Consider the following 12151-nt stretch of genomic DNA (forward strand, 5'->3'; position numbering starts at 1 on the left):
ACAGTCTCTTAGCAAATCAGGCCGCGTCGCGAGCCTTTTCGATGCGCGAACGGATCGCTTCGATCATCGTCTCGCGAATGATCGTCTCGCCATGCGTCTCACGCATATGCTCGACGGCACGACGCATGATCTCGGCTTCCTCGTCGGCGCGCGTATGCCAGTCACAACCCGGAACCAGCGAGCCGCAGTGGAATTCCTTCATCGGATTTCTCCCTTTTCCTCCTCGAAGCGCCGCATCTGCTCTGACACGGAAGCTCCAGCACCTTTGATCGACGCATGATCCCTGTCGGAAACCGGTTCGGTTTTCGGGTCATGCGCTGGCCGAACCAGCATAACACGATCGGATGGTTTTGGTTGCTGCAGAGACCGAAAAAGGCGGAGCATCACTGCTCCGCCCGCTTGACGCTACCCCGGAGGCAAGACCTCGTCTTGCTCCCGCGGGCAGGCCATCACTTCACGATCCTGACTGCCTCGGCGATTTTGTGCTTGCCGCTCATGTCCCACGAAACGCGGACCTTTTCGCCGGCCTTCAGGCCAGGATTTTTGAAGGCCTTGGGCAGCCTAAAGGTAGATCCGTTATCCAGAACAAGGCTCATCGCCGTTCCATCGTAAGTTTTGATCGTGCCCGTGGTGTGCTTGACCGCTGCGAAGGCAGCGCCACCAGAGGCAAGAACGGCAGCAGCCGCAACCGACATAATAAGCTTGCGCATGGCATGCTCTCCTGGAAATGAAGGCACCTTTTTGGAAGGTGCCCTACTTAATCATGGGCCGTCCGGTCGCGTCGGGTCGCGGTTCCAGGGAGGCAAGAACCGCCGGCGTTTCCCGGCCCGTAACGAAAAATAGTCTTGCTTTTTCAAACGGATATTAGACGAAAAAGATATTCTGCGCGCCACATTCGCCGCCAGAATCCTGCGATTTGGACCTGATTGCGACTCACGTCCAACTCACCGAGATTTTACGGCCATTTCACCTCTGGCGGCAGGCTGGACAGGATCGCGGCAACGTTGCCGCCGGTCTTCAGCCCGAAGATGGTGCCGCGATCGTGAAGCAAGTTGAATTCGACATAGCGGCCGCGGCGAATGAGCTGTTCTTCGCGGTCGCCGTCGGTCCAGTTGTTGTTGAAATTGGCCCGCACCAGATGCCCGTAGACGACGAGAAACGTGCGCCCGACATCCTGGACGAAGTTGAAATCGGCGTTCCAGCCGCCTCTGTCCTCGTCCGAATGCAGCCAGTCGAAGAAGATGCCGCCGGTGCCGCGCGGTTCGTTGCGGTGCGGCAGATAGAAATACTCGTCGCACCAGGCCTTGAATTTCGCGTGTTCGGCGACGCCGGCGTGCTTCTCGCAGGCAAATTGCATGGCGCGGTGGAAGGCGACCGTGTCCGGGTCCTCCTGGCTGCGGCGACGGTCGAGCACCGGCGTCAAGTCGGCGCCCCCGCCGAACCACTGGCGCGAGGTGACGACCATGCGCGTGTTCATGTGCACCGCCGGCACGTTGGGGTTCCACGGATGGGCGATCAGCGAAATGCCGCTCGCCCAGAAGCGCGGGTCTTCCTCGGCGCCCGGCATCTGCTTCCTGAACTCCGGCGAGAACTCGCCATAGACCGTCGAGGTGTGGACGCCGACCTTCTCGAAGACGCGGCCGCGCATCATCGACATGGTGCCGCCGCCGCCCTTGCCGGCGTCGCGCTGCCACGGCGTCTTTTCGAAGCGGCCGGGCGACCATGAGGCCTGCGGCCCCTGCAGGTCCTGCTCGATCTGCTCGAAGGCGGCGCAGATGCGCTCGCGCAGCGTCTCGAACCACAGCCGCGCCTTCATCTTCTTCTGCTCGACGTCGGCCGGCAGCCCCGCCGCTATTTCGGGTCGTTGCAAATGCTGTCTCCGGTTGTGGGGCGCGTACCCCGACAAATGACTCGTCTTTTCCGGCCGCGATCCCTAATCTCTTAGGTGCAAGGGTCAAGTGTGAATGGAGTTCTTTCGTGCGCACTCCGGCAAGACCGCCGCTGGATGGCCTGAAGAAGAGGCTCGACCGTTCGCGCGCCGAGCGCGAGCGCATGCCGCGCGACGGGTTTTTGCGCGAGACCTTTGTCCTGCCGCGCTCCGATGCGCGGCTCAAGGCGAAGGAGTGGTTCGAGCGCTTTCCCAAGCAGGCCTACTGGACCGAGATCGAAAGCTGGTTCGAGCGGCCGGGCGACGTCATCGAATTCACCATCAGGCGATTGCCGGCGGCGGATTAGCGAGCGACCAACAACCGCCTTGCGCCCGGGCCTTGGGCGCTCAGCCGGTCTTCCTTGTTGCGCAGCGGGCATTTGTCGATCGACATGCAGCCGCAGCCGATGCAGTCGGTCAGCCCGTCGCGCAGCTTCTTCAACTGGGCAATCTTGCGATCGAGCTGGTCGCGCCAGGCGGTTGAAAGCACATTCCAGTCCCCGCGCGTCGGCGTGCGGCCTTCAGGCAGCGATGCCAATGCCTCGCCGATCTCGGCCAGCGAGATGCCGACCTCCTGTGCCACCTTGATGATCGCCACCCGCCGCAGCACGTCGCGGCCGTAGCGCCGCTGGTTGCCTGATGTGCGGTGGCTGCGGATCAATCCGCGCGCCTCGTAGAAATGCAGCGCCGACACTGCCACCCCGCTGCGCGTGGCCACCTGGCCGACCGTCAATTCCGTCACCGCAACCATTCGAATTTTTCCGCTTGACCTCAAGTTAAGTTGAGCTTGTAACGAAGAAACCCTTGATATGCAAACCGCAGGAGAAGGCGATGTGCGCCTGGGTGAGAATGACAAGTGGCGGTGCGGTCGTCGGCGAGAAAGCCGCCATAATCGCTGCACCCGCTGAGGATCTGCAAATCCTATCCGAGCTGCCGGATCGCCTCGCCGGCCACCATCGCGACGGAAAGCGCGACGTTGATGCTGCGCGCGCCCGGCTGCATCGGGATGATCAGTCGCGCATCCGCCGCTTCGTGGACAGGGTCAGGCACGCCTGCGGATTCGCGGCCGAACAGAAGAATGTCGGCATCGGCGAAGGCGAAATCGGTGTAGGCGGTCGCGGCTCTGGTCGACAGCAGCACCAGCCGCCGCGCTTCGCCTGTGCGCCAGTGCTCGAAGGCTTGCCAGTCGACATGCCGGGTCAGCGCCGCCATTTCGAGATAATCCATGCCGGCCCGTTTCAGCGCCCGGTCGGAGAGCGGGAAGCCGGCCGGTTCGATGATGTCGACGCCGAGACCGAGGCAAGCCGCGAAGCGCAGGATTGTCCCGGTGTTGCCGGCGATATCCGGCTGGTAGAGCGCGATGCGGAGACGGTTGTTCATTTCCGCATCCTTCTAATAAGTGGCAGATCGGCCACAACAGGTTCGCGGTTTTGGAAATTTCTGGACCGGCGGGTGGTCATTTTCTGCGAAGTCGGTTATACGCCGGGCATTGTCAACCCGAACCGATGGAGGGGTAATTCATGATGATCATGCACATCCAGCGCCCCTCATGTGGGCTTACCAGCCTGCCGGCGGTTTCGGTTCGACGATTCTCCTGACCTTTTAGATTTCGATCGCACCGATTCTTGGCCGAAACCTTTTTTCGGTCTTCGAAGGAATCCTGCGATGTTTTTCAAGCTGTCGAAAGGGCTGAACGCCCCGCCTGAGCACGCCGCTGTTCAACCCCCGCCTTTCGCTGGCCATTCACCAGCGAACAGGCCGGATTTTCTTCCCTATTTTCACATGGAGGACGGACCGATGTTTGATCCCTGCAAAATTCCCGGTTCAAGAAACCTGCACGAGCGCAGGATGGCGACCTGGGCGCTTTTGGTCGGCGAAACCTACTCGTCGGCGGTTCACGCCGAAACCCGCCGGCGCCCGCATCGCGGCATGCTGCCGGACGTCGATTTCTCGCGCGCGGTTCCCGACCGCAGCCGGCCGTCGCTGGTGCGCCGGATCATCAGGCTGATCCGCCCTGGCGCGAAAACCGGCGCGAAACTCCGGGTCGTCGACACAGCGCTGTCAGGATCGTCAAACGACCCTGTCGGCGAAAAGCCCGCGACATCCTATATTGCGCGAAGCAGGATCGGCGGCCCGGGTGATTCCGGGACGCCGGTCCTTGCTGCCACGCGACCCATGACGCCATGCGCTCCCAGGACGCTACGCACTCCCGCGCGGCGTGAGCGAAAACGAGCATGTGAGTACCAAGACAATGTTCCGCTGGTTTGAAACAAGGCTCGATCCGTTCCCTGCCGAGGAGCCGGTCGAGCCGCCGAAGACGCTGATCGCCTTCTGCGTCCACTATACGCGCGGCGCCTGGCCCTACATCGCAATCGATGCGATGCTGGTGACGGCTATCGCCCTTGCCGAGGTGTGGATGTTCGGCTTCATGGGCCGGATCGTCGACTGGCTGTCGGTGCAGAATCGCCAGACATTCCTGCAGACCGAGGGCTGGAAGCTCGCAGGCATGGCTTTCATCGTGGTTTTCGCGCTGCCGGCGACGGTCTGGTTCCATGCGCTCCTCAACCAGCAGACGCTGATGGGCAACTATCCGATGCGTATCCGCTGGCAGGTGCATCGCTATCTGCTCAAACAGTCGATGGCCTTCTACCAGGACGAGTTCGCCGGACGCATCGCGACCAAGCTGATGCAGACGGCGCTCGCCGTGCGCGAATGCGTCATCAAGCTCATCGACGTTCTCAATTATGTCGTGGTCTATTTCCTCGGCATGCTGTTGATTGTCGGCTCGGCCGACTGGCGGCTGGCGGCACCGCTTGCCGTCTGGCTTGCCGGCTATGTCTTGCTGCTGCGCTATTTCATCCCGCGATTGGGCAAGGTCGGCGAGGAGCAGGCCAACGCGCGCTCGACGATGACCGGCCGCGTCGTCGACAGCTACTCCAACATCCAGACGGTCAAGCTGTTCTCGCATGCGCGGCGCGAGGCGTCCTTCGCCCGGGAAGGCATGGCCGGCTTTCTCGATACGGTCTACCGGTCGATGCGGCTGGTGACGCAGCTCTACGGCCTGCTCTACGTCTTGAACTCACTGCTGTTGTTTTCGGTCACTGCGATCTCGCTGTGGCTGTGGCTCGGCCAGGTGGTGACGATCGGCGCCGTCGCCCTGGTCATCGGCCTCGTGCTTCGGCTCTGGGGCATGTCGCAATGGATCATGTGGGAGATGTCCACCCTGTTCGAGAATATCGGCACGGTGCAGGACGGCATCAGCTCGATCTCGCTGCCGCGCGTCGTCGAAGACAGGCCTGGCGCCAAGGACATTGTCGTGACCAAGGGCGAGATCCGTTTCGAGGACATCCGCTTCCACTACGGCAAACAGAAAGGCATGATCGAACGCCTGTCGCTGACGGTGAAGCCGGGCGAAAAGGTCGGCATCGTCGGCCGCTCGGGCGCCGGCAAGTCGACGCTGGTCAACCTTTTGTTGCGCTTCTACGACCTTGAAAGCGGCAAGATCCTGATCGACGGCCAGGAAATCGCGGCGGTGACGCAGGATTCGCTGCGCGCCCAGATCGCCATGGTCACGCAGGATACCTCGCTGCTGCATCGCTCAGTGCGCGAGAACATCCTTTATGGCCGACCGGACGCCAGCAACGAGATGCTGATCGAGGCAGCACGCCGCGCCGAGGCGCTTGATTTCATATCAAGGCTTTCGGACGCCAGTGGCCGCACCGGTTTCGATGCGCATGTCGGCGATCGTGGCGTCAAATTGTCAGGCGGCCAGCGCCAACGCATCGCGATTGCCCGTGTCATGCTGAAGGACGCCCCGATCCTCATCCTCGACGAGGCGACGTCTGCGCTCGATTCAGAGGCCGAGGCGGCGATCCAGGAGAACCTTTACAAGCTCATGCAAGGCAAGACCGTCATCGCCATCGCGCACCGGCTCTCGACCATCGCGGCGATGGACCGGCTCGTCGTCATGGACAAGGGCCGCGTCATCGAGGAGGGTTCGCATGAGCAACTCGTCGCCAGCGGCGGGCTCTATGCGCAGCTTTGGCAGCGTCAGTCGGGCGGCTTCCTGCTCGACGAGGGTGCGGCCGCCAACGATGCCATTGTGAAGGGTCAAGCAGCGGAATGATGGGCAGCGGAATGATGGGCCGCAGAATGATGGCACCAGAATGATGGCCGCCGAATGATGATTGCCGTCTATCGCTGGTTCGAGAACTGGGTTTATCCGTTCAGGGAGCCCGCGGACCTTCGGCCACCGGTCAGCGTCAGCGGTTTCCTCTGGCACTATGTCGGCCAGGCGAAGGTCGCCTTCTTCGCCATGCTTGTCATCGGCGGCATTGCGCCGCTGGTCGAGGCTGGGCTGTTCTACTTCGTCGGCAGGCTGGTCGACATTCTCGACCAGATCCCCGGCGAGCGCAGCTGGGACGCGCTGTGGACTGCCGCCGGCCCCGAACTTGTCTTCATGGCCGCCGTGGTGCTGGTCGTCCGCACCGTCGTCGTCGGCCTGGCGGCGCTGGTCGACGAGCAGACTATCACCCCCGGCTTCTACAATCTGGTACGCTGGCAGGCGCACCGCCATGTCTCGCGCCAGTCCTACAACTTCTTCCAGAACGATTTCGCCGGCCGCATCGCAACAAAAGTCTGGCAGGCGGGGCAGGCGACCGGCGATTTGATGCAAAGCTTCATCGAGGTCGTCTGGTTCATGGTCGTCTATACGGTGACGACGCTGGTGCTGGTCGCCGGCCTCGACTTGCGGCTGGCGGCGCTGGTGGTGATCTGGATCACCGCCTTCGGCTGGCTGGCCAGGCGCTATCTGCCGGCGATCCGCAAGCATGCCGAGCAAACCGCAGAGGCCGGTTCGATGATCACCGGCCGCTTCGTCGATTCCTACTCGAACGTGCAGACGCTGAAGCTGTTCTCCGCCGATGGCGACGACCGATACATCAGGAGCGGCTTCAATATCTATCTCGATGCGCTGCGCCCGTTCACCCGCAGGCTGACCGGCGTGCGCATGGCGCTGACGACGCTGTCGGGGATCATGATCACCGCGATCGCCTGTTTTGCGGTCTATCTCTGGATCGAAGGCTCGATCACCGTCGGCGCCGTCGCCTTTACGCTGTCCCTGGTGTTGCGGCTCAACATGCTGCTCGGCCGGCTGATGATGCAACTCAACAGCATCCTGCGAAATCTCGGCGTGCTGGAAAACTCGAAGGCGCTCATCTCGCAGCCGCTCGGCCTGACCGATGCGCCCGACGCCAAGGAGCTTGTCGTGACCGGCGGCCGGATCGAAGTGAACAACGTCGAGTTCCACTACGGCAAGGGATTCGGCGTGCTCAACGGCATCGATCTTGTCGTGCGGCCGGGCGAGAAGGTCGGACTGGTCGGTCCGTCCGGCGCCGGCAAGACGACGCTGGCCAATCTGATCCTGCGCCTCTACGAGCTCGAGGCCGGCAAGATCACCATCGACGGCCAGGACGTCTCGAAGGTGACGCAGAATTCGCTGCGTGCCAACATCGGCGTCGTCAGCCAGGATACCGCGCTTTTCCACCGTTCCTTGCGCGACAACATCAAGCTCGGCATGCCGGAAGCAACCGACGCCGAGGTGATCGCGGCCGCGAAGAAGGCCGAGGCGCACGACTTCATCCTCGACTTGCGCGACAATCGCGATCGCCAGGGCTATGAGGCCTTTGTCGGCGAGCGCGGCGTGAAATTGTCTGGCGGCCAGCGCCAGCGCGTGGCGATCGCCCGCGTCTTCCTCAAGGACGCGCCGATCCTGATACTCGACGAGGCGACGTCGGCGCTCGATTCCGACATCGAGGCGGCCATCCAGGAAAATCTGGCGCGGCTGATGGAGAACAAGACGGTCATCGCCATCGCGCACCGGCTGTCGACCATCGCTGCTCTCGATCGCCTGGTGGTGCTCGACGGGGGTCGCATCGTCGAGCAAGGCACGCATGACGAGTTGGTGGCGCTAGACGGGCTCTATGCGCGGCTGTGGAAGCGGCAGTCCGGCGGCTTCCTGTTCAACGAGGAGAGCGTGCTGGAGGAGACGCGGCCGGCGGAGTAGGGCCAGATTTCAGCAAAAACCGGAGTGAATCATGTCGGTGCGAATGCCATCGAATTTCGGACGGTCGGGGGCGCAGGAGAGCGCGCTCGACCTGCTCGGCAATGAAATCCTCGGCGAAAAGGCGGCGGCGCTCGGCCGCGCCGGCCGACGCGTGGATGAGACGCTGGCGAGATTGCGAGAGCATGGCGACGATGGCGAACATCGCGCCCGGCTGCTCAAGGACGCGGCCGAGGCCGTCCACGCCTATTTCATCCAGCGCGAATTGTGCGGCTTGCGCAAGCACGACGCAGTGATCCGGGAATACAACATCCCCAAAGCCGTGCTGGCCAGGCTCGGCGCGAAATAGACAATGGTGTTGAGAATCTGATGGTACCGAAGACGAATACCGAACTCGACCGTTCCAGAAGTTCGGGTGCGAGCGCATTATGGCGCTAGTCTTGAGGACAATCAGCGCTAATACGTCTAAAGACTTCAAAGGTTTAGCGGCCAATCGGTCTTCTGCCAGGCGGCAAAAGGTCGGCGTCACTCCGGCAAACCCGCGAACCGCATGTGTTCGATCCAGCGCTCGAGGCTGGGAGCGGCCCACATCTTCTCCCACTGCTTGCGTTGTTTGCTGATGGAGTCGCCGGGCGAGTCATTGAGGAAAACCGCAAGCGCTTCCTTTGCCTCCCTCCCGTTTCGCAGGCAGGCGTGGATCCCCGCAAGCATTCGATGAGCGCCGCTCGGCATTCTGGCCATTTTCCGCATCGCCGTCAGCGCAGCCTCGCAATCGTTCTTTTCCCACAGCGCCCAGCCCATGTCCCAGTGGTACCAGTCAGGATGGAAAGGATCGATGCCCTTGGCCTGCTCGATCCGATCGATCGCTTCGTCGATTCGGCCGGCAAAGATCAGCGGGGACGCACTGCCGGCTAGGATATTCGAGGCGCTGGGATTCAGCGCAATCGCCTGATCGTACCGAGCAATGGCCTGCTCGATCTCTCCGGCTTCGGTATGAATTTTGGCGCGGACATAATGCGCGTTGGCATCGTCCGGAGCGAGCAGGATTGCCTTGTCCGCGTATTCGGCGCCGCGCTTCAACGCCTCGTCGGGGTTGTTCTCCTGCTTGTGCCAGAATAGCGCGTCATTGCGATAGGCAAAGGCCATCCCGATATAGCCGTACTGGGAGTCTGGATCCGCTTCGACCGCCTTGAGGCTGAACTGCCGTAGCAGCTCGTTCCCCGCGGCAGAGAAGTCCTTGTCGGTCTCGGCAAACCCCATCTGGACATAGCTCAGTGCGCTGACCTGCGCGGCGTCGCTCTGTGGCAGCGGGCGCTCGATCCTGCGCCCGACCCGATCCGCAAGCGTGCGGATGATCTCCTCCTGGACGACGAAAAGATCGCCAATCTCGCGGTTGTAGGTGTTGGCCCAGACATGCGATCCGTCATGCGCGTTCAGCAACTGGGCCGTCACTTTCAGCCGGTTTCCGATCTTCTGCTGGCTGCCTTCGAGCAGGTAGTCGACGCCGAGCTCATCTCCAATCTGCCTGGCGTCGACCGGCTGGTCGCGGTACCTGAAGCTCGAGTTCCGGGCGATGACGGCATAAGTCTTGCTCCGCGCCAACTCAGTGATGATGCCCTCAGCGACGGCATCGCTGAGATAACCCTTGTCCGCACCGGTACTGAAGTCGTCGAAGGCAAGGATCGCAATCCTCGGCATGTCGCTCGAAGGAACCGGAGCGACTCGCCAAGTCTCCATGCCGTAGTATGCGCCGATGGCTGCCGCAACGAGAACGAGTGCGGCAAGAATGAAGCCGCGTCGCGAGAATCGTGTCCTGCCTGGTTCCCGGCCGGCCGCGGCGTTTGGCTCCGCCGCGTCCGATGGATCGGCGTTCAGCCGGTAGCCTCTCTTCGGAAGGGTTTGCACGATCATGTGCTTGTCGTCTCCCAATGCGCGGCGAATATCGGCAATGCATTGGGTGAGACTGTCGTCAGTCACGAAGGTATCGGGCCAGACCGCCTGCATCAGCGCATCCTTGGACACGATCTCGCCCGGTCGCGCCGCGAGCGCGGAGAGCACCTCGGCGGACTGGCTGCGAAGATTGACCGCTTTGCCTTCGACGGTTCGGAGTTCCTTGCATTTCGTCAGGAAGACAAAACCGCGAAACGTGATCGTTTCAGCAGATTTCAGATCAATTTCAGGGGCCGTTCGGGACATTTCACCTTCCTGGCGCGCTTCCTAGTTTAGCCCATTCGACCGCCGCCTCCAAGCGATCCCTGCAGCACCGGATGGAACGGAGGACGAAATGAATCGCACCAAGCTCATCATTGCTCTGACGCTTCTTTTGGCAGCGCAAACCGCTGCAAAAGCAGATTCCCGCACCGCACGAATCTGTGGCCCTGATCATGTCAACGAGGTTGCCTCGGACGACGTTCGTCCCAACTCCGGCAGTCACAATGTCGCCAGCCTAAAGTCGATGGATGACCGCGCCATGTTCACCGCTATCGCTGTCACAATCCATCTGACCAACCAGGGGAAGCTAATCAGGCTCCCCCATGTCAAACCCATGACCTCCATGGCCGAATGCAGAGCTTGGACCCATCAACAGGAGTTCATGCGCGTACTCCCCGGCTATCTCGCCACCTTCCATTACTGCGACTGCGCATCCTGAGGCGACATTTCCCGGGGTGGCGCGAATGTTCGGGACGAGCTGAGACGGCACCCCAGCGAAGATCCGCAAGATTCCAGAAAATTTTGGATCTTCGCTTACACGCATCATCGAATGGCAGTTTTGGTCCTCAATCCTGCTACAGATGACAATTCCTGGTACTTCCGCTCTCCACCAAAGCAGTTGTGGCCTCGGGTACCAAGCGTCAGATTTTCACCACTAGTTCGACCATGATCTTTTCCGAAAACCGGTTCCGGTTTTCGCTGACGCGGACCTTCGGTTCGTGATGGCCTACTCGAGCCATTCGGTGATGAAACTGCCGTTTTCGTGGATGTCGGTGGTCTCCAGCGGGCCTGGGCCGAGATTGGTGAATTTGTGCGGCGTGTTCGGCGGCACGATCAGGATCTGGCCGGCCGACGCCTCGATCTGCCGGTCGCCGACGGTGAACAGGCCGGTGCCCGTGCGGATGATGAAAATCTCGCAATAGGGATGCATGTGCAGCCGCGGGCCGCCGCCGATCTCCGGCAGATGGTTGAAGATCAGGCAGCTTCTGGAGCCGTAGGCGCCGCACTGCAGTTCGCCCTGCCAATGGTCGGGCGAGCGGTCGGGCGTCCTGGCCCATTTGTCGCGGTCGATGACATGCGCCATGAGCCGAGGATAGACCGAGGCTGGGTCTCCTGTCGAGACAACGCAGGCGCCGGCTTTGCCATTGTTTTCCTGTGGTTTCGCCGTCTTCGTCGCCACGCCGTCCGCCGTCGAATTGCGTCCCCGCGACAATCTGCCCTTGTGCCTTCACCCGTCTGGACAAAAACGGGCTTCACGCATAAACCGAAGGCCAATTGCCGGAGGAATTCGCTAGCCTGTTCGCCATGCGCTGTCGGGTTGGCGTGAAAGAGCGGGGAACAAGCCTCGGCCACCGGCACGGAAGAGGCGAAAGGATCAGGCACCCGTGAGCGCAACCGACATCCAGGATCCCAACCGTCGTGATTTTCTCTACGTCGCCACGGGCATGGCCGCGGTGGTCGGCGCGGGTGCCGTCGCCTGGCCGTTCATCGACCAGATGCGCCCGGATGCCTCGACGCTGGCGCTGGCCTCGGTAGAGGTCGACGTCTCCTCGCTGACGCCGGGAACGTCGCTTGTCGTGAAATGGCGCGGCAAGCCGGTGGTGGTGCGCAATCGCACCGAACAAGAGATGAAGGACGGCGAGGCGGTCAATCTGGCCGAGCTCAAGGATCCGCTCGCCCGCAACGCCAATCTGCCGGCCGATGCGCCGGCGACCGACGCCAACCGTACCACGCCGGGCAAGGAGGCCTGGATGGTGATGGTCCAGGTCTGCACCCATCTCGGCTGCATTCCGCTCGGCCAGGAAGGCGAGTTCGGCGGCTGGTTCTGCCCGTGCCACGGTTCGACATACGACACCGCCGGCCGCGTCCGCGGCGGGCCGGCGCCGGAGAACATGTCGGTGCCGGTATTCCAGTTCATTTCCGACACCAAGATCCGTATCGGCTGAGGCGAG

General features: G+C 62.0%; 14 protein-coding genes. 7 read left to right on the forward strand and 7 right to left on the reverse strand.

Annotated elements, in window-relative coordinates; translation table 11 throughout:
- Positions 1–16 precede the first annotated feature (16 nt).
- The 3 genes from AC0L2V_RS01425 to hemF all read right to left on the reverse strand — a co-directional run bounded on the left by AC0L2V_RS01425 (position 17) and on the right by hemF (position 1870).
- A complete protein-coding gene (locus AC0L2V_RS01425) occupies positions 17–202 on the reverse strand; it encodes a DUF1059 domain-containing protein (protein ID WP_023799945.1) in 186 nt (61 codons plus the stop codon).
- A gap of 247 nt (positions 203–449) precedes the next feature.
- Positions 450–710: a DUF1344 domain-containing protein gene (locus tag AC0L2V_RS01430; RefSeq protein WP_473519238.1), complete on the reverse strand. Its 261-nt coding sequence runs from the start codon at positions 708–710 to the stop codon at positions 450–452.
- Positions 711–955: 245 nt separating this feature from the next.
- Positions 956–1870, reverse strand: coding sequence for an oxygen-dependent coproporphyrinogen oxidase (gene hemF, locus AC0L2V_RS01435; protein WP_473519239.1), 915 nt, complete (start codon positions 1868–1870; stop codon positions 956–958).
- Between the two features lie 107 nt (positions 1871–1977).
- On the opposite strand from hemF, the gene AC0L2V_RS01440 reads away from it, so the two are divergent.
- The gene (locus AC0L2V_RS01440) at positions 1978–2235 is read left to right on the forward strand and encodes a hypothetical protein (RefSeq protein WP_006202578.1); all 258 of its coding nucleotides are present in this window, start codon (positions 1978–1980) and stop codon (positions 2233–2235) included.
- Here the strand turns inward: AC0L2V_RS01440 and soxR are convergent.
- On the reverse strand, positions 2232–2678 hold the full coding sequence (gene soxR / locus AC0L2V_RS01445; RefSeq protein WP_473508306.1) for a redox-sensitive transcriptional activator SoxR: 447 nt from the start codon (positions 2676–2678) through the stop codon (positions 2232–2234). The genes AC0L2V_RS01440 and soxR overlap by 4 nt on opposite strands.
- A 170-nt stretch (positions 2679–2848) precedes the next feature.
- Complete coding sequence (locus tag AC0L2V_RS01450) at positions 2849–3307, reverse strand: tRNA (cytidine(34)-2'-O)-methyltransferase (protein WP_473517652.1); 459 nt, start codon at positions 3305–3307, stop codon at positions 2849–2851.
- A gap of 417 nt (positions 3308–3724) precedes the next feature.
- On the opposite strand from AC0L2V_RS01450, the gene AC0L2V_RS01455 reads away from it, so the two are divergent.
- Genes AC0L2V_RS01455 through AC0L2V_RS01470 form a run of 4 tightly spaced genes read left to right on the forward strand, consistent with a single transcriptional unit; the run spans position 3725 to position 8337 of the window.
- Complete coding sequence (locus AC0L2V_RS01455) at positions 3725–4195, forward strand: hypothetical protein (protein WP_473519240.1); 471 nt, start codon at positions 3725–3727, stop codon at positions 4193–4195.
- Positions 4179–6053 carry an ABC transporter ATP-binding protein gene (locus tag AC0L2V_RS01460; RefSeq protein WP_473519396.1) on the forward strand — a complete coding sequence of 625 codons (1875 nt, stop codon included), beginning with the start codon at positions 4179–4181 and terminating at the stop codon, positions 6051–6053. Before AC0L2V_RS01455 ends, AC0L2V_RS01460 begins: the two co-directional genes overlap by 17 nt.
- Before the next feature lie 54 nt (positions 6054–6107).
- Positions 6108–7991, forward strand: coding sequence for an ABC transporter ATP-binding protein (locus AC0L2V_RS01465; RefSeq protein WP_473519241.1), 1884 nt, complete (start codon positions 6108–6110; stop codon positions 7989–7991).
- Between the two features lie 31 nt (positions 7992–8022).
- Positions 8023–8337 carry a DUF6665 family protein gene (locus AC0L2V_RS01470; RefSeq protein WP_473519242.1) on the forward strand — a complete coding sequence of 105 codons (315 nt, stop codon included), beginning with the start codon at positions 8023–8025 and terminating at the stop codon, positions 8335–8337.
- Positions 8338–8513: 176 nt separating this feature from the next.
- On the opposite strand, the gene AC0L2V_RS01475 is transcribed toward AC0L2V_RS01470, so the two are convergent.
- On the reverse strand, positions 8514–10184 hold the full coding sequence (locus AC0L2V_RS01475) for a winged helix-turn-helix domain-containing tetratricopeptide repeat protein (RefSeq protein ID WP_473519243.1): 1671 nt from the start codon (positions 10182–10184) through the stop codon (positions 8514–8516).
- Between the two features lie 88 nt (positions 10185–10272).
- Here AC0L2V_RS01475 and AC0L2V_RS01480 point away from each other — a divergent pair, with 88 nt between their 5' ends.
- A complete protein-coding gene (locus AC0L2V_RS01480) occupies positions 10273–10638 on the forward strand; it encodes a hypothetical protein (protein WP_473519244.1) in 366 nt (121 codons plus the stop codon).
- A gap of 288 nt (positions 10639–10926) precedes the next feature.
- Here AC0L2V_RS01480 and AC0L2V_RS01485 read toward each other — a convergent pair whose 3' ends face one another.
- Positions 10927–11283: a cupin domain-containing protein gene (locus tag AC0L2V_RS01485; RefSeq protein ID WP_287073506.1), complete on the reverse strand. Its 357-nt coding sequence runs from the start codon at positions 11281–11283 to the stop codon at positions 10927–10929.
- A 301-nt stretch (positions 11284–11584) separates the two neighbouring features.
- Between AC0L2V_RS01485 and petA the strand changes: the two genes are divergently transcribed.
- Entirely contained in the window at positions 11585–12145 is a 561-nt protein-coding gene (gene petA / locus AC0L2V_RS01490; protein WP_077380015.1) for a ubiquinol-cytochrome c reductase iron-sulfur subunit, read from the forward strand.
- Positions 12146–12151 lie beyond the last annotated feature (6 nt).

This window comes from Mesorhizobium sp. WSM4814, from assembly GCF_055811595.1.